Here is a 17,946-nt window from a genome sequence, read left to right on the forward strand (position 1 = left end):
ACACGTCTTTTTTTGGTGTCTATAAAACGACTACAATCAGCCTGTCAGTGGGTGTCTTCGCTGTCCTGTCAGTGTTATGACGCCAAAAAACGTATCTTTGGTAACATCAGCACCACACCATATGAACAATGACCCACAGCCCGAAGTCTGGATGCGTGGCCCGATAGCAGGCGTACCATCGCTCCTGCAGCCGGTAGCCCATGCATTATTGCAGGCAAAAGAAGAGGTAACGCGTTACTTGCAGGGATTTGACGACCGGTTATTATGGGAAAAGCCGGGAGGAATGGCCTCCGTGGGTTTCCATCTGCAGCACATGGCAGGCGTAACCGAACGACTGTTTACTTATGCGGCGGATAAAACGCTTTCGGCGGAGCAACTGAACGGTCTCCGGATGGAGGGCGCGCAGGACCCACTGTTAAACGCTGCTGCACTGGTTGCGGCTTTTGGCAGTCGGGTCGATACCGCAATACAGCAGTTGAAACAGACGGATGAGACCACATTAACCGATATCCGGTACCTGGGCAGAAAGCGGATACCCACTACCCAGCTGGGATTACTCTTCCATGCGGCAGAACACACACAGCGTCACCTCGGGCAGCTGCTGGTAACGGTCCGTCTATTGCCTTTGCTAAGCCGGTAAGTGTTACTTACGCCGGGATGTAGACAATGTGCTTGGTGGAGAAAAAATCTTCGGTAAAATAAGCAGAAAGCGGATGGATTTCCGCCTGCAGCCGCGCTTCCGCAATTTCCTCACGCAGATCACCCCCCTTTAAATAGAGCGTGCCGTTCGGAAGCGCATTGCGGTCTTTTTTCAGGAATTTATTGCGTACCCAGGGATAAAATTCGGCCAGCCGGGTTACAGCACGGGAAACAACAAAATCGTATTTGTCATCGAGTTGCTCGGCGCGGATATGGTCGGCTTCCACATTATCCAGCTCCACGGCGGCGGCAACCTCGCGAACCACCTTGATTTTTTTGCGGATGGAATCCACCAGGTGAAACTGCACCTCCGGAAACAGGATGGCCAGCGGAATCCCCGGAAATCCGCCACCCGTCCCCACATCCAGTATGCGGGTGCCGGGCACAAAGCCGGTAAACTTCGCTATACCCAGTGCGTGGAGCACATGGTGCAGGTATAACTGGCCAATATCTTTTCGTGACACGACGTTGATCTGGTGGTTCCAGTAGGGATATAAATCGCCGAGCAACCGGAACTGTTTCCGCTGTTTGTCGGATAAATCGGGAAAATACCGGTAAATCATGTCAACGCCCGGATCGAGTACAAATGCGGATTCAAAATCTACTTCCACCTTACTTCTTTTCTGAATAGTGCAAAAAAACCATTTATGCAAATATACATGTAATAGCAGAAGTCAAGCAAAGGAAGTGTCCAAATCAGGCCCTTTACCTGTAACTTCCGCATAACCGGGAAATAAATAAGCAATTGCAGCAGCAGCCGCAGCAGGTATCCACCCAGCACAACGGGCCAATATTGCGGAAACGCTATTAACAACGCAATTGCCGTAACATAAAATAAAAAGGCACTGGTCAACTGCGTGGCCAGCATGCGCCTATGTGCCGGTTTATATGCTTTTGAAGCGCCGGCATGCCTCGTCTTCTGGCGATAATATGCTGCAAAGGTTGTTTTCGGTGCACTCCATACGTGTGCTTCCGGATGAATGCAGATGACCGTGTTATGGGGTGTCGCATTCTGATTGACAAACAGGTCATCGTCGCCCGAGGGAATGTGCATGTGTGCCGCAAAACCCTTCCCCCGGAAAAAAAGGCTTTTGGTATAGGCCATGTTGCGGCCGACACCCATGTAAGCCTTCCCCTTAAGGGCATAAGCGAGGTAACTCATTGCTGTGTGGAACGTTTCGAAACGGATGAGCGCATTCAGTATTCCCCGTCCTTTGGCATAAGGTGAATAGCCCAGCACAATTTCTTCACCACCGGTAAAGGCTTGCGCCATATGCCGCAGCCATTGGTCCGATTCGGGCACGCAATCGGCATCGGTGAATACGATATGCTCATACCGGGCACCTTTAATACCCAGTGTAACGGCAAATTTCTTGCCGTGTTTCAGCCGGACATGCTCGGCAATTTCCACCACTTTCAGGTTCGGGTACTGGGTGGCGAGGTCCTTCAGCAGCCACTTGCTTTCATCTTCTGAAAAATCGTTCACCAGAATCACCTCAAATGCGGGATAATCCTGGCTGAGCACTTTTGGCAGGTTCTGCCGCAGGTTTTCCTCTTCGTTCCGTGCGCAGATAACGACAGACAACGGAAGTTCCGCGGCATTGGTTGTCTCCGACGGTACTTTATATGCGGCCAGTTTACGGTATACGAACAGCAGGAAATACAGTTGGATGAGCAGCAGAAGTCCGAATATTCCAAGTAGTAATAAGGGGAGCAGGCCGTCTATTTGGTTGAATACATCCATAGGTTGCCAAAGATAATAGGTTAATTTTGAATTTTAAGCAGCTGTCCGCGTTTATATGCCTGCCTGTCCGTAAGTTGGATATCAGCAGCAATTTAGCTATTTTTGCGCAACATTGAACAGCATGAAATTTACCCTCCAGGCAAAGGACAAACAATCCAAAGCACGTACAGGAAGTATTGAAACCGCACATGGGACTATCCAGACCCCCATTTTCATGCCGGTGGGAACGGCTGGCACGGTAAAGGCCGTCCATCAGCGCGAGCTGGCAGACGACATTAATGCACAGATTATCCTGGGCAATACCTACCACCTTTACCTGCGCCCCGGACTGGAGGTATTGCAGGCGGCGGGCGGACTGCACCGCTTCAATGGCTGGGACAGGCCGCTGCTGACAGACAGTGGTGGATATCAAGTGTATTCGCTGACCGAGGTGCGCAAAATCAGGGAGGAGGGGGTGACCTTCCGTTCACACATAGACGGTTCCAAACACCTGTTTACTCCCGAGAATGTGATGGATACCCAGCGGGTGATTGGCGCGGATATCGTGATGGCTTTTGATGAATGCACACCTTACCCCTGTGAATATAAGTATGCCAAACACTCGATGGCGATGACTCACCGCTGGCTCAGCCGGTGCTGTGCCCGATTTGACAGTACCGAGCCGCTGTACGGCTATGAACAGACCCTGTTCCCGATCGTGCAGGGGTCGGTATATAAAGACCTGCGCCGGCAGTCCGCCGAAACCATTGCCAGTTTCGGTCGCGATGGGAATGCCATTGGGGGGCTTTCGGTAGGGGAGCCGGCCGAGGAAATGTATGCAATGACCGAGATTGTCTGTGACATACTACCCGAAGATAAACCCCGTTATTTAATGGGTGTGGGTACCCCGGTGAATCTGCTGGAGAATATTGCCCTTGGAATCGACATGTTCGATTGCGTAATGCCTACGCGCAATGCCCGTAATGGCATGCTCTTTACGCGGCAGGGCGTCATTAACATCAAGAATAAAAAATGGGAATCGGATTTTTCGCCCATTGATGCGGAAAGCGACCTATGGGCCGACCGGGCGTACAGCAAGGCTTATTTACGGCACCTGATCCGCTCGCAGGAAATTCTCGGTGCGCAGATCGCGTCGTTGCATAACCTGCATTTCTACCTTTGGCTGGTTAACGAAGCACGGGAACGGATTGCCGCTGGCGATTTTTGCGAATGGAAGAACCGGATGGTCCGGCAACTGGGCGAAAAAATATAACGGCCACAGTACGGTAGTCGCTAAACAAAAGACCCGGATGAAACTCATCGACAAATACATCATCAAAAAATACCTGAGCACGTTCGTGTTCACCATTGCCATCTTTGTGGTGGTGGCGGTTATTTTTGATATTTCCGAGCGGCTGGATGATTTCATGAAAAACAAGGCGCCGCTCTCCAAGATTATTTTTGAATACTACGCCGGGTTTATCCCCTTCTACATCAACATGCTGTCACCGCTGATTAACTTCATCGCAGTGATTTTTTTTACGGCCAAGATGGCCGATCAGACGGAGATTGTACCAATCCTGAGCGGCGGCATGAGCTTCAACCGGTTTGTCCGTCCGTATATGATGGCAGCGACCGTGATCTGTCTGCTTAATTATGCGTTCAATGTATATATTATTCCCCGGACCAATAAACTGAAAGTAGGCTTTGAGCGGATTTATGTTAAGCCGGTGGAGAATAATACCAAAAGCTCGACACACATGCAGATCGATAGCAACAGTTACGTCTACATTGATAATTTCGATAACAACCGCAAAATCGGTTACAATTTTGTGCTCGAGAAATTCAAGGGGGAGGAGCTGACGGAGAAACTGATGGCTGACCGTATCATGTGGGATTCCGTGCAGAGCCGATGGCGCATCGAGAACTACACGGTGCGCTTAATAGACAACCTGCATGAAGAAATGATCAAGGGACGGACCAAGGATACCATACTGGACATGCACCCCCGGGATTTTGAGGTTTACGACAACATCTTCACCGCGATGAACATGACGGAACTGAACGACCGGATTGAAAAGGAGAAGACCCGTGGAACGGGGATGATGGTCGACCTGCTGCTCGAAAAATATAAACGTTTCGTCAATCCGCTGGCGGCTTACGTACTGACCCTGATGGGCGTAGCGTTGTCGTCCAAGAAGGTGAGGGGAGGGATTGGTCTCAGCCTGGGGATCGGGATCGGTCTAAGCTTTACCTACATTGTGTTTATCCAGTTTTCGACGATGTTTTCGCTCAAGGGCGGACTTCCGCCATTGGTCGCGGTTTTTATTCCCAACGTTATTTTCGGCCTGCTGGCCATGTACCTGCTGCACAAGGCCCCTAAGTAATCACCAGACCGCAATAGCATAAAAAATGCCGGAGCGGATTCCGCCCCGGCAGGTACACACAATAATACAATACGTTAAACAACCGGCAGGTTATGCGTAACTGAATACGGCATCCTTGCTTTCCAGTTCGGAATATCCCATCAGGTATTCATCTACCTTCCGTGCACATTCCCGGCCTTCCGAGATCGCCCATACGACGAGCGATTGGCCGCGGCGCATATCGCCGGCTACGAAAATACGGTCGGCCGACGTCTGGTAAACCCCTTCCTGTGCCCGTACGTTCCCGCGCTCATCCAGCTCCACACCGAGTTGCTGCAGCAGTCCTTCGTGCTGTGGATGGAGGAATCCCATGGCCAGCAGCACCAGCTCACAGGGAATCTCCCGCGCTGACTCCGCTACTTCCTTAAACCTGACCGGCCGGCCCAGCGCATCCTGCTCCCAGGCCAGGTCGACGATGCGAACGCCTTTTAAGTTTCCGTGTCCGTCGCCAACAAATTCCTTGGTAGCGATACCCCAGAAGCGTTCGCAACCTTCTTCATGTGACGTCGTGGTCTTCAGTAGCATGGGGTAATTGGGCCAGGGCATGGCATCGGTGCGCTCCCTGGGAGGCTGTGGCATCAGCTCAAACTGAGTGACGGTTTTGGCACCATGGCGGTTTGAGGTACCTACGCAGTCCGAACCGGTGTCGCCGCCGCCGATAACCAATACGTTTTTTCCGGTGGCCAGGATGTCCGCTTCGTCAACAGGTGACTCACCCACCCGTTTGTTTTGCTGTTTGAGAAACTCCATGGCAAAGTGTGCCCCGTTTAATTCCCGCCCCGGAATGGGGAGGTCGCGGGGAATGGTCGATCCGCCGGCCAATACCACGGCGTCGTAATCCTGCAGCTCGCTGGCCGGCACATTCCGGCCTACTTCAGCATTGCAACGGAACACCACACCTTCCTCTTCCATCAGTTTGATCCGGCGGTCAATGACCCACTTATCCAGCTTAAAATCAGGAATGCCATAGCGCAGCAGTCCACCGGGTTTATCGTCCCGTTCATACACCGTTACCTCGTGGCCTACCTTGGTCAGCTGCGCTGCCGCGGCAAGGCCGGCTGGCCCGCTGCCAATGACTGCAACCCGCTTGCCAGTCTTTAAATGCATCGGGCGCGCTTTAACGAATTCCTTTTTGAACGCAATTTCAATGATGTGCTTCTCGATTTCCTCGATGGCTACAGGCGGTTTATTGATGCCGAGCACACAGGCCGATTCGCAGGGTGCCGGGCATATCCTTCCCGTAAATTCCGGGAAGTTATTGGTCGATACCAGGATCCGGTAGGCTTCCTCCCAGCGACCATCGTATACCGCATCATTGAATTCGGGGATCACATTGCCCAACGGGCAGCCCGAGTGGCAGAAGGGGATGCCGCAGTTCATGCACCTGGCAGCCTGATGGTTCAGCTCCTCGTCGCTGTACGCCTGTACAAACTCTTTGTAATTCTTTTTCCGTTTTTCAACGGTGTCCTTTTTTGGAAGTACCCGTTCAAACTCCTTAAATCCGGTTGGTTTTCCCATCTTTTCTTACTAAATGTCGTTTATGCCTCTACTAATTTTGACCGCAGCGCATGTTTGTATTCCCTTGGGAATACCTTGATAAAGCATGTCTTTTCCTTCTTCCAGTTTTTGAGAATATAAGCAGCCCGCTTGCTGCCTGTCAGGTGGATATGGCGCTTGAGCAATGCGGTGATTTCGGTTTCGTCCGTCGCTTCCAGCGGATCGAGGTCCACCATTTCCGTATTGCAATTGTCCCTGAAAGTGCCTTCGGTGTCGTATACCCATGCAATACCCCCGCTCATTCCGGCCGCAAAGTTACGCCCGGTTCCACCGAGGATCAGTGCGCGTCCCCCTGTCATGTATTCGCATCCGTGGTCGCCTACACCCTCTACCACTGCCGTGGCGCCCGAGTTGCGTACAGCAAACCGTTCGCCGGCCTGGCCGCATACAAAGAGGTTTCCGGAAGTGGCTCCGTAGAGGGCAACGTTGCCGATGATGATGTTTTCATGCGGTACCAGCGGACTGGAGGCTGCCGGATAGATGGCCAGCTGTGCGCCGGATAATCCCTTACCCACATAATCGTTCGCTTCACCCTCCAGCTCAAAAGACAGGCCCTTGGTGGCAAATGCACCGAAGCTCTGGCCGGCTGATCCCATGAACTTATAGTTAATGGTATTGTCGGGAAGCCCTTCGCTGCCGTAACGCTTGGAAACTTCATTGGAAAGCAGCGTACCAATGGTACGGTCGGTATTCTTAACCTCGAAAGTGCCGAATACCGGTGTTTTGCTGTCCAATGCGGCGGCAGCCTGTTTCAGGAGACCCCAATCCAGGATCATGTCCATGCCGTGGTCCTGCGCCTCAGTCTGGTAGAGCGTTTCGTTGGCGGCACTCGGTGCCACATAGAGAATACCCGAGAGGTCCAGCTTGTTTACTTTCCAGTGGCTGATGTTTTCCCGTTTTTTCAGGAACTGCGCCCGGCCGACCATCTCGTTGATGGTGCGGAATCCGAGTTCGGCCATGATTTCACGGAGTTCCTCCGCCAGGAACTTGAATAGGTTCACAATGTGTTCCGGCTTGCCGGAAAACAGCTTGCGGAGCTCCGGATCCTGGGTGGCTACACCAACAGGGCAGGTATTCAGGTGGCATTTCCGCATCATGATGCATCCGCCCGCTACCAGCGCCGCAGTGGCCACACCCCATTCTTCGGCGCCCAGCAGGGCAGCCATGGCAATGTCGCGGCCTGTTTTAAGCTGTCCGTCGGTTTGCAGTACCACCCGGCTGCGCAGCTTGTTTTTCACCAGCGTCTGGTGCGATTCGGCGAGCCCGAGCTCCCAGGGCAGTCCCGCATGTTTAATGGAACTGATGGGCGATGCGCCCGTGCCCCCGTCATAACCGGCAATCAGGATCACGTCGGCGTGTGCCTTCGCTACCCCGGCGGCAATGGTGCCCACGCCTGCCTTTGAAACCAGTTTCACATTGATCCGGGCTTCGCGGTTGGCGTTTTTCAGGTCGAAGATCAGCTGTGCCAGGTCTTCGATGGAATAGATATCGTGGTGGGGCGGGGGAGAGATCAGGCCCACACCCGGCGTCGAGTGCCGTACGCGCGCAATCCAGTCGTCTACTTTGTGCCCCGGCAGCTGACCGCCTTCACCGGGCTTGGCGCCCTGTGCCATTTTAATCTGGAGTTCGTCTGCCTGTGTCAGGTAATTCGAAGTTACCCCGAAACGTCCGGACGCAACCTGCTTGATGGCCGAACGCATGGAATCACCATTGGGAAGCCGCTGGTAACGGATCTCATCTTCGCCACCCTCGCCGGTATTGCTTTTGCCGCCGATGCGGTTCATGGCAATGGCAAGCGTACTGTGGGCTTCGTGTGAAATGGAACCGAAAGACATCGCCCCGGTAGCAAACCGCTTCATGATGTTTTCAGCGGGCTCCACCTCATCAATGGAGATGGCGGAGCGGTGTTTTGCAAAATCCAGCAATCCCCGCAGGGTGTACATGCGTTCCTGTTGGTTATTGATTAACGCAGCATATTTTTTATACGTGTCGTAGTCGCCCGTACGGCAAGCCTGCTGCAGCAGGTGTACCGTCTGCGGATTGAACAGATGCGCCTCGCCCCGTCTTTTCCACTGATAAATACCGCCCTCGGGCAACAGGTCCTTGCTGTTGCGCGAACTGGTAAACCCACGGTGGTGCTTGCTCAGTACCTCACGGGCAATATCGTCGAGGTCCAGTCCGCCAATGCGCGACACGGCTCCGCAGAAATAGGTGTCAACCACCTGCTTATTAATGCCGAGTACTTCGAAAATCTGCGCGCCATGATACGACTGCAGCGTCGATATACCCATCTTTGAAAAGATTTTAAGCAGTCCGCCGCATACCGCTTTGACGTAATTTTTGGACAGTTGGGGCCAGCTGAGCGGTGTATCCAGCAGCTGTTGCTCTTTCAGCGTCCGGATGGAAGCCAGTGCCATGTAAGGATTGATGGCAGTTGCGCCGAAAGCAAGCAGGCAGGCAAAGTGATGCACTTCCCAGATATCGCCGCCTTCCACAACCAGGCCCACGGCTCCGCGATGGCCCGTTTTAATGAGGTGGTGGTGTACCGCGGATACCGCAAGCAGCGAAGGGATGGCGGCATGCTGTGAATCAATGGCGCGGTCGGAGAGGATAATCACCTCAAACCCATCCTTCACCGCATCTTCGGCATAACGGCACAGGCGGCGCAGCCCTTCTTCAAGTGCTCCCGGCTTGCCCGTTGCGTTGAAATAACATTGCAGCGTCTTCGCCTGGAACACGCCGGTATCGATACTGCGCAGTTTCTCCAGCTCGCGGCTGGTTAAAATCGGATGCTCCAGTGACACGCAATGGCAGTGCATCTTATCTTCCGCCAGGATATTCCCTGCATTGCCGATGAAGGTGGTGAGACTCATCACCAGGCGTTCCCGGATCGGGTCTATCGGCGGGTTGGTTACCTGTGCGAAAAACTGCTTGAAATAGCTTGATAGGTGTTGGGGATGTTCCGACAGTACCGCCAGCGGCACATCGGTGCCCATCGAGCCGATGGGTTCCTTGCCATCGAGTGCCATCGGCACTAGGATACCGTCCACATCTTCCCGGGAATACCCGAACAGCTGCTGGTATTTGAATACAGATTCTTTGGAAAGGTAAGTGAAGGTAACCCGCGGATCTGCCAGTTCCTCCATACGGATTTTATACTGATGTACCCAGTCTTTATACGGCTGAGCGTTTGCCAGGTCGCTTTTAACCTGCTCGTCCGACAGGATTTCGCCCTTTTCCATATCGACCAGAAAAATCTTTCCGGGTTGCTGCCGCCCTTTCTTAATGATCAGGCTTTCGTCGATGGGAAGTGCCCCTGCTTCGGAAGCTACCACTACGCGGTCGTCCGAAGTTACTGCAAACCGCAACGGACGCAACCCGTTCCGGTCGAGCATGGCGCCGATGGTCCGGCCGTCGGTGAAACACAAGGCCGCCGGCCCATCCCAGGGTTCCATTAATGTGGCGTGGTATTCGTAAAATGCCTTTTTCAGGGGATCCATCTGGGTGTTTCCGTCCCAGGCCTCGGGTACCATCATCAACATCACATGCGCGATGCTCCTTCCGCTGTGTAACAACAGCTCGGCTACATTGTCAAGGCAGGCCGAGTCGGATTGATGGCCGTCCACCACCGGCAGAAGAATCTGCATTTCCTCTTCGGTGAAATAGGGGGATGACAGCGACCGCAAACCGGCATAAAACCAATTGAGGTTGCCTGTCAGCGTATTGATTTCGCCGTTATGGGCCAGCATACGGAAAGGCTGGGCCAACTGCCAGGACGGAAAAGTATTGGTTGAAAAGCGGGAGTGTATCAGGCCGAAGGCCGATACGACGCGTGTGTCCGAGAGGTCACGGAAATACGTGCCCACCTGATAAGTCGTTAACTGTCCTTTATATACAATAACCCTGCAGGAAAGCGAGGCAATGTAAACGGTTTCGGACGGTATGCCGGCTGCCCGGATATTTTTAACAATGAGCTGGCGCAGTACATAAAGCTTACGTTCAAAGTCGTCGGTGTTGGCGATGTGATCCGGACGCGATACAAAAAACTGCACGATGTCGGGTTCTACGCTTAACGCCGTCGGACCGATACCTTCCGGATTAACCGGCACTTCCCTGAAACCAAGGAAATCCATACCCCGGTCGGCAGCCGCTTCCCTTATCAGCTCGCGGCAGCGACGGTTATCTTCCGCATCTTTGGGTAAAAAGACCATGCCTACACCGTAATAACCCGGCTCTTTAAGCTGAATACCCAGCGATATGCATTCTTCCCACAGAAACTCGTGCGGCAACTGGATCATGATGCCCGCACCGTCGCCGCTTTCGGGATCACAGCCACACGCCCCCCGGTGCTCCATGTTTTCCAGCATGGTCAACGCATCCCGCACCTGATTGTGCGTTTTGTTTCCCTTTAAGCTGGCAACGAAGCCTACTCCACATGCATCACGCTCAAAATCAGGTTGGTAAAGCCCTTCCTGTTGTTTCAATCTATCAGTCATTCTTTTTAGTTAGCTTAACAGATTGCTAAATTAGTAAATATTGTGTAAATAATTTAATTTTTTTCAAATTATTATTCGTTTCGTTGAGAATAAGCCATTATTTGTATGTATTATTGATAATTTGTTAAAACCAACTTTCGTTTTATGGCTGCCTATGCAAAAAGGAAATAATTTGCCGGATAGGGAAAAAACGCTATTTTCGGTTCGAATAAACAACAAACCAAACAATCATCCAATGAAAATTACCCACACCGACATTTACCGTTTCAGTATTCCAATGGAACCGTTTGCCATTGCAACCGGAACCATGACGTATGCACAGAATACCCTGATCCGGGTATTTACCGATTCCGGCTTATATGGTGTGGGCGAATGCTCCGCATTTCCCATGATCGTGGGCGAAACACAGGACACCTGCCTGGTGCTGGCCCGGGACTTTTCGGCGCTCTGGAAGGGGAAGGATGCATTGGATATGCCCGCGCGCCTGGCTGAGCTCGATGCTTTTATTGCCGGAAATACGACGATCAAAAGTGCATTTGACATGGCGCTGCACGACCTGGCTGCCAAGCATGCCAATGTGCCGCTCTACCAATACCTGGGAGGCACTGTGCGGCCCATCGTAACGGATATCACGGTCGGGCTGGGCAGTCCGGAGACCATGGCCGATAAGGCACTGGCGTTCCGTAACCAGGGAGCGGGGGTACTTAAGGTGAAACTCGGGAAAGACCCGGTAGACGACATCCGGCGCATCCGGGCGATCCGCGAGGCAGTCGGTGATCAGTTACCCATCCGGATCGACGCCAACCAGGGATGGGACTACCCGCAGGCCTCCATGGCCCTGCGCGGATTGCAGGCGTTTGACATCCAGTTCTGTGAGCAGCCGATGCGCCGGTATAACGATCACCTGCTGCCGCGCCTGCGGACGGAAACCACCATCCCCATCATGGCCGACGAAAGCTGTTATGACCACCGGGATGCCGAACGCCTGGCGGCGGCCGGTGCCTGCGATTACATTAATATTAAGTTTTCCAAATCGGGCGGCATTGCGGAGGCCATGCGCATCCACGACACCGCATCCGCACAGGGCATCCCCTGTATGATCGGCGGTATGCTGGAGAGCCGTATTGCGCTATCGGCAAAAGTCCATTTTGCCTATGCAGCCCCCAATGTCCGGTTTTTCGATATGGATACCTGCCTGCTGGGCCACCTGGAAGACCCCGCCGTAAACGGGGTACAGTTTGATGGCTACCGCCTTTCGCTGCCCGACCTGCCCGGCATCGGCGCGGATGCCGATGCGGATTTTCTCCGTCAGTGTGCGCATTGGTCGGTCTAATATGGCCTTCCACATATCCCTACGAATCCCTACCTTTGCTCGTTGTAACAGACAGGCTATTATTAATAAGTGATTACGATTAACAAGCGATTACGATGAACGCAACAAAAAAGGGACCCATATCCCAATTCCTTGAGAAGAATTACCTGCATTTCAATGCCGCGGCGCTGGTAGACGCCGCAAAGGGATACGAGGCACACCTGGATGCCGGCGGGAAGATGATGATTACCCTGGCCGGTGCAATGAGTACAGCCGAACTGGGCATTTCGCTCGCCGAAATGATCCGTCAGGATAAAGTATCCGTCATCAGCTGTACCGGGGCAAACCTCGAAGAAGATATCATGAACCTGGTTGCCCATTCCCACTATAAGCGGGTACCCCATTACCGCGACCTGAGTCCGCAGGACGAATGGGAATTGCTGGAAAACCATTATAACCGCGTTACGGATACCTGTATCCCGGAAGAGGAAGCATTCCGTCGCATCCAGCAGCATATCCACAAGATATGGAAGGAAGCCGAAGCGGCGGGCGAACGGTACTTTCCCCATGAATACATGTACAAGCTCCTGAACAGCGGCGTGCTTACCCAATATTACGAAATTGACCCGAAAAATTCGTGGATGCTCGCGGCGGCGGAGAAGAACCTGCCGATCGTTGTTCCGGGATGGGAAGACAGTACGATGGGCAATATCTTCGCCTCGTATGTGATCAAGGGTGAACTGAAAGCGTCAACCATGAAAAGCGGGATCGAATACATGACGTACCTGGCCGACTGGTACATTAAAAATTCCGGTGGCAAGGGTGTCGGCTTTTTCCAGATCGCCGGCGGCATTGCGGGTGATTTCCCGATCTGTGTCGTACCGATGCTTTACCAGGACATGGAAATGAATGATATTCCGTTCTGGAGCTATTTCTGCCAGATATCGGATTCCACGACGTCTTACGGCTCGTATTCCGGTGCGGTACCCAATGAGAAAATCACCTGGGGGAAACTGGATATTGATACACCCAAGTTCATTGTGGAATCCGACGCAACGATTGTCGCTCCCCTGATCTTCGCCTGGGTACTGGGCCAGTAACCTTCCTAACCCGTCAGCGTATGGCCTTATCCAATATACAGACTGCCGATCCCACGGCGCTGGGCTGCCTCCTGAATGAAACCATTTTCGGGATAGCGGAAGCCCGGCCGGACGGTGGGGTAGACCATGAAACGGAATCGCCCCATTTTGTCTTTTATGGGGAGAATAAACGCCGGTATCTCTTTCTGGTTGAAGACCGGCACCATGAGTGGATGTCGGCGCCGGCACTGGATGCGTTCTCCCGGACGCTGGCGGCACTGAAATTATCGGTCGGTGATATTGCGCTGCTGAATTTGGCCCGGTTGCCGGAAGTTCCGAAGAAAACCCAGCTGACCGCTTTTTTCCAACCGCGGGCTGTTGTCCTCCTGGGAGCCCCGCCAGCCGTATTCGGACTGGATCCGGGCGTATCAGGGCAGGTGGTGGACAGCGACGGACTGCCGGTTCTCCGGACGGCGGCGTTCGATGAATTGCTGACCAACGACGAAAAGAAACGGCAGTTCTGGACTGCCATAAAACAGTTACTGGTATGATAACCCTTGTTTTTGCCACCAATAATGCCCATAAGCTTGAGGAAGTGCAGGCTGTCGTGGGCGACCGGTTCCACATCCTGACGCTGGCCGAAGTAGGCTGCAACGACGATATCCCTGAAACCGGAAATACGTTTGAAGCCAATGCCGCACAGAAAAGCGCATACCTGCAGGCGCATTACGAATATGATTGCTTTGCCGATGATTCGGGCCTTGAAGTAGATGCACTTGGAAAAGAGCCGGGTGTTTTTTCAGCGCGTTATTCCGGCTCAAGGGACATGGAAAAAAACATTGACCTATTGCTGCAGCGGCTGGGCGAAAACCCGGACCGGCATGCTCGTTTCCGTACCGTTATCTCGCTGCGTATTGGCGACCGTGAATATTTCTTTGAGGGGTCGGTGGAAGGCGATATCGGCTTTGAGCGCAGGGGAACCGGCGGCTTCGGCTACGATCCGCTGTTTACACCACGGGGATTCAGCAAAACCTTTGCCGAGATGACCGCCGCCGAAAAAAATGCCATCAGCCACCGGGCCATTGCCGTGGCCGGGCTTGCGGATTTCCTGCAGCGCCATTATTAACCGGTTGGGACGGCCATACCGATGACCGCGTGCCGGCCCCGGTTCGGAAGTGGCCAAACATTTCCGCCGGTCCGGTGTTGATAACCATAATAACCTCAAATCAATCGTTATGGCAAGAACATTCGGAATCATTTTGGTCGTCATTGGCGTCGTAATGCTCGTGTGGACCGGTTTTTCATTCACCCGCAAAGAAAAGGTCGTGGACCTCGGAGCGGTAGCAATTTCCGCGGATAAGAAGGAACATGTTAACTGGCCGCCTTATGTAGGCGGGATTGTGCTGGCAGCGGGTGTGGTGCTGCTGCTGATACCTGCGGGAAAGCGGACGCGGTAACGATATTGGGCAGAATGGAATTTATACGATGCAGCTGATGGACCGGAACCCCATGCTTCGCTGGCTTATCTGTGCAATTTCGCTGTGCGGGATAGGGGCCTGCCATACCGCAACGGAACGCCGGAGGGAGGTTTCCGCTGAAAACGGGACCGTGTCCCAAACGGCCTGTTACCGCTATGTCAACGGACGCGATACCGTGCACCTGCGGCTGATTACCGACCGGGATAGCGTGAATGGTACGCTGCATTTCAAAAACTACCAGGTTGATGGCAGCAGCGGGTCGGTGAGCGGCCGGCTCCACGGCGATACGCTGGTTGTGTTATACGATTTTTTCGCCGAAGGAATGCATAGCATCACCGAGGAAGCATTTCTGGTGCAGGGCGATACCTATGTCAGGGGATTCGGCGAACGGCAGGAAACAGCGGGAATCCATCGTTTCATCGACCGCCGTACCATTGATTTTTCCGATGGTCAGGCGTTTCATACCGTCCCGTGTGCGGCTGATCGCGCCGATTAAGTGGTCATGATCAGGTAACCGATGAGCAGCACACCGATCACCAGGATTAAACCGACCATGCCGTACAGCAGGCCGGATGTATGTGCGTATACGCCGCGCTCCAGTTGCCGGGCTGTCTGGCGATAGCGGAACAGCGCCAGCACCAGGCACAGCGCCCCTGCGGCAACGAGTAAAATGCCAATGGGGGCGGTATACCCGTATTGGGGCAGCGGCATCTGCTGTCCCAGCATCAGGCCCACCTGTCTGACGAACAACGAAAATTTAACGACAACAAAACCGAATGCCATAATCCCGATGGCAGTCCGCACCCAGGCCAGCAGGGTACGTTCATTGGCCAGGTGATCGTTTACGTGCTGTTTAACCTGCTGTTTTTCCTTGTTTATATTGCTATTCATCATGTACCTCCTGTAAAAATACGGACGGCCCTGCCGGCCGGTTAAATACGCCTGCTAAAATGCTCCGCCGCTCCGCCGTGGCTGCCGGATAACCGGCCAGTTACCCCGTTTCCCGTCGGTGGCCGCCGGAAGTACCCGCTGTTCGCGGTTAACCAGCTCAGCCTCTTCGCTGGCCCGGTAAGCCAGTACGGCGGCAAGGATCACATTGTATTTCAGGTCATCGAACACCAGTTTGTCATAGGTGTCCAGGTTGGTATGCCACGTAATCGTGGAATACCCCCACGAAAGGGCGCTCAGCATAAAGGCCGGAATACCCGCTGCGACGAAGGACGCGTGGTCCGACCCGCCGGCGGGGGGCATACCGGGAAATGTGGTCTCGATATCCCCGCGGACATCATACGGAACGGCAGCAAGCCACCGGTCCAGGAAATCGTAAGCGTGCAGAAACCCGGACCCATTGATGCTGGAGACCCGCCCGGTGCCGTTATCGAGGTTAAAAACCGCCTGTGTTTTGCCCACGATATTGGGGTGGTCAAGCACAAATGCGCGGGAGCCGTTCAATCCCTGTTCCTCACTGCCCCAAAGACCGATCAGGATTGTTCGTTTCGGGTTGGGCAGTATTTTTTTCAATATCCGTGCCGCCTCCATCATGGCGATGGTGCCGGTACCGTTGTCCGTTGCCCCCGTTCCGCCTTCCCACGAATCCAGGTGTGCCGATAAAATAACATACTCCCCGGGTTTTTCTGTGCCCTTAATTTCGGCGATGGTATTGAAGATCGGGACCATGCCGCGCTCGTTGGACTCCGTCGTGATGCGTATCCGCGGATGATGGCCGCTTTCGGCCAGTCGGTATAACATACCGTAATCTTCGAGCGAGAGATCCACGGTGGGAATTTCCGTTGTCCGGGCGCCGAAAATCTTGTTTGATCCGAATTCCCGCGACCAGTAGGAGGTCACAATCCCCGCCGCTCCGGCTTCTTCCAGGACACTGGGCAGCGAATATTCGGAGATTTCCATGAGGCCGATTTTCCGCATCCGGTTTACCCAGGTTTCCGTTTGGGCGGTACGGGCTTCCTTTAACCGTTCAAAAGACGCATCGCGGGCATATTCCTCCCAATTGTGATCCGGCCGGCCGGTCAGCTGGGGTATGGATATCAGTACGTGCTTCCCCTTTACCTGGGGCAACCAAGCGCGGAATGCGCTGGAATCGGCAAAATCAGGTAGCGTGATTACCTCCCCCTCAACCGCCCGGCCGCCGGTAGAGGGACTCCATGCCAGCTGGGTGCCCGCCAGGCTTTTTACCCGTGGGTAAACCATATCAATATGGGAAATGCCGCGCTCCCAGCCACGCCATTCACCGAACGGCTCATTGCGGGCGGGTATGCCCCAGCCTTCGTAAGTCTTCACCGCCCATTCATGGGCAAGGTCCATCTGTGGTGTTCCCACCAGGCGGGGGCCGATCACATCCAACAGCTCATGGGCCAGCTTTTCCAGCTGGGAGTTTTCCGTGGCCTCCGTCACGATTTGTGTCACCAGCGGATCGGACGATGCCGTTCCCTGCTGACTGGCAGCCAATAAAGGGGTAAGCAGGAAAAGCAGGTGCAGCCAGATGGAACTGGTCCGGTAGCCGGGTATTGGAATCAAATGGCAATTGATCATGGTATTATCTTTGGTTGAACAAGGGATAAAGCTCCTGAAAATAATCGGAATAAGCGAATTTTCCAGGGCGACCGGCGTGAATTTTTTAATTTCATGCATCCGGACAAACGTCCGGTGTGCCGTGTGTTGACTGTTTACAGGGGAGGCACGACGCCGGACCACTGTGGTCCGGCCCGGTTTCGATACGCAGCCTGAACATATCCGGTGTCGCTTCCTGAACGGGTCAGGTAAATATTTTCCTTGCAGCTGCTTCGGAGTGAGTCCAGAGTGAGTCCAGGGTGAGTCCACGTTGAGTCCACCTTTTGCCGGTAAATACCGGACTCAGGGTGGAAGCACAGTGACCTGGCCGTTGACTTATTCCGAAGCAGGTAGCACGAAGATACAGACTTGCCCACTTACCGTATCCCGGGGAATTGCTGATGCAGGACTTATTGTCCGAAGTAGGCAAACAAAAATAGCCAACCCGGATCATTTCCGCAGGAAACGGATGCCACCGTATCGTACGGGAATAAAAAACTTCTTTTATATTCGCCTTCTGGTAATGGCATACACATCGTTTCACAGACTGGTAACCGGGGTTTTTTTGGATTAATTCAGGTGTGGACGGCCGGCCCGGGAACTGAACG

At 53.6% G+C, this 17,946-nt stretch carries 15 protein-coding genes; 9 read left to right on the plus strand and 6 right to left on the minus strand.

The genetic code is table 11. The features are described from left to right. Positions 1 to 121: 121 nt before the first annotated feature. Positions 122 to 640, plus strand: a complete 519-nt coding sequence (locus NEV57_RS08850; protein WP_257657954.1) for a DinB family protein — start codon at positions 122 to 124, stop codon at positions 638 to 640. A 7-nt stretch (positions 641 to 647) separates the two neighbouring features. Here NEV57_RS08850 and rsmG read toward each other — a convergent pair whose 3' ends face one another. Together rsmG and NEV57_RS08860 are read right to left on the minus strand one after the other, a co-directional pair. Beyond that, the gene (rsmG, locus tag NEV57_RS08855; RefSeq protein WP_257658023.1) at positions 648 to 1,262 is read right to left on the minus strand and encodes a 16S rRNA (guanine(527)-N(7))-methyltransferase RsmG; all 615 of its coding nucleotides are present in this window, start codon (positions 1,260 to 1,262) and stop codon (positions 648 to 650) included. A gap of 38 nt (positions 1,263 to 1,300) precedes the next feature. Next, positions 1,301 to 2,443: a glycosyltransferase gene (locus NEV57_RS08860; RefSeq protein WP_257657955.1), complete on the minus strand. Its 1,143-nt coding sequence runs from the start codon at positions 2,441 to 2,443 to the stop codon at positions 1,301 to 1,303. Between the two features lie 121 nt (positions 2,444 to 2,564). On the opposite strand from NEV57_RS08860, the gene tgt reads away from it, so the two are divergent. Together tgt and NEV57_RS08870 are read left to right on the plus strand one after the other, a co-directional pair. Then, positions 2,565 to 3,695 (plus strand): tRNA guanosine(34) transglycosylase Tgt, encoded by a 1,131-nt coding sequence (tgt, locus tag NEV57_RS08865; protein ID WP_257657956.1) that lies wholly within the window; start codon positions 2,565 to 2,567, stop codon positions 3,693 to 3,695. Between the two features lie 37 nt (positions 3,696 to 3,732). Further along, complete coding sequence (locus NEV57_RS08870; protein WP_257657957.1) at positions 3,733 to 4,809, plus strand: LptF/LptG family permease; 1,077 nt, start codon at positions 3,733 to 3,735, stop codon at positions 4,807 to 4,809. A 90-nt stretch (positions 4,810 to 4,899) separates the two neighbouring features. Here the strand turns inward: NEV57_RS08870 and NEV57_RS08875 are convergent, their stop codons facing one another. Together NEV57_RS08875 and gltB are read right to left on the minus strand one after the other, a co-directional pair. After that, positions 4,900 to 6,366: a glutamate synthase subunit beta gene (locus NEV57_RS08875; protein ID WP_257657958.1), complete on the minus strand. Its 1,467-nt coding sequence runs from the start codon at positions 6,364 to 6,366 to the stop codon at positions 4,900 to 4,902. Positions 6,367 to 6,386: 20 nt separating this feature from the next. Next, positions 6,387 to 10,901, minus strand: coding sequence for a glutamate synthase large subunit (gene gltB / locus NEV57_RS08880; RefSeq protein WP_257657959.1), 4,515 nt, complete (start codon positions 10,899 to 10,901; stop codon positions 6,387 to 6,389). Between the two features lie 235 nt (positions 10,902 to 11,136). Here gltB and NEV57_RS08885 point away from each other — a divergent pair, with 235 nt between their 5' ends. The 6 genes from NEV57_RS08885 to NEV57_RS08910 all read left to right on the plus strand — a co-directional run bounded on the left by NEV57_RS08885 (position 11,137) and on the right by NEV57_RS08910 (position 15,266). Next, the gene (locus NEV57_RS08885; RefSeq protein WP_257657960.1) at positions 11,137 to 12,234 is read left to right on the plus strand and encodes a mandelate racemase/muconate lactonizing enzyme family protein; all 1,098 of its coding nucleotides are present in this window, start codon (positions 11,137 to 11,139) and stop codon (positions 12,232 to 12,234) included. A gap of 95 nt (positions 12,235 to 12,329) precedes the next feature. After that, positions 12,330 to 13,313 carry a deoxyhypusine synthase family protein gene (locus tag NEV57_RS08890; protein WP_257657961.1) on the plus strand — a complete coding sequence of 328 codons (984 nt, stop codon included), beginning with the start codon at positions 12,330 to 12,332 and terminating at the stop codon, positions 13,311 to 13,313. Positions 13,314 to 13,333: 20 nt separating this feature from the next. Beyond that, a complete protein-coding gene (locus NEV57_RS08895; protein WP_257657962.1) occupies positions 13,334 to 13,843 on the plus strand; it encodes a uracil-DNA glycosylase family protein in 510 nt (169 codons plus the stop codon). Beyond that, the gene (rdgB, locus tag NEV57_RS08900; protein ID WP_257657963.1) at positions 13,840 to 14,418 is read left to right on the plus strand and encodes an RdgB/HAM1 family non-canonical purine NTP pyrophosphatase; all 579 of its coding nucleotides are present in this window, start codon (positions 13,840 to 13,842) and stop codon (positions 14,416 to 14,418) included. Before NEV57_RS08895 ends, rdgB begins: the two co-directional genes overlap by 4 nt. A 109-nt stretch (positions 14,419 to 14,527) precedes the next feature. Continuing rightward, positions 14,528 to 14,749, plus strand: a complete 222-nt coding sequence (locus tag NEV57_RS08905) for a hypothetical protein (RefSeq protein WP_257657964.1) — start codon at positions 14,528 to 14,530, stop codon at positions 14,747 to 14,749. 37 nt (positions 14,750 to 14,786) lie between these two features. Next, on the plus strand, positions 14,787 to 15,266 hold the full coding sequence (locus tag NEV57_RS08910) for a hypothetical protein (protein WP_257657965.1): 480 nt from the start codon (positions 14,787 to 14,789) through the stop codon (positions 15,264 to 15,266). Here the strand turns inward: NEV57_RS08910 and NEV57_RS08915 are convergent. Together NEV57_RS08915 and NEV57_RS08920 are read right to left on the minus strand one after the other, a co-directional pair. Next, positions 15,263 to 15,664, minus strand: a complete 402-nt coding sequence (locus NEV57_RS08915; protein WP_257657966.1) for a YidH family protein — start codon at positions 15,662 to 15,664, stop codon at positions 15,263 to 15,265. The genes NEV57_RS08910 and NEV57_RS08915 overlap by 4 nt on opposite strands. A 51-nt stretch (positions 15,665 to 15,715) precedes the next feature. Beyond that, a complete protein-coding gene (locus tag NEV57_RS08920; RefSeq protein WP_257657967.1) occupies positions 15,716 to 17,320 on the minus strand; it encodes a M20/M25/M40 family metallo-hydrolase in 1,605 nt (534 codons plus the stop codon). Positions 17,321 to 17,946 lie beyond the last annotated feature (626 nt).

This window comes from Parapedobacter lycopersici (assembly GCF_024643285.1).
GTDB lineage: Bacteria > Bacteroidota > Bacteroidia > Sphingobacteriales > Sphingobacteriaceae > Parapedobacter > Parapedobacter lycopersici.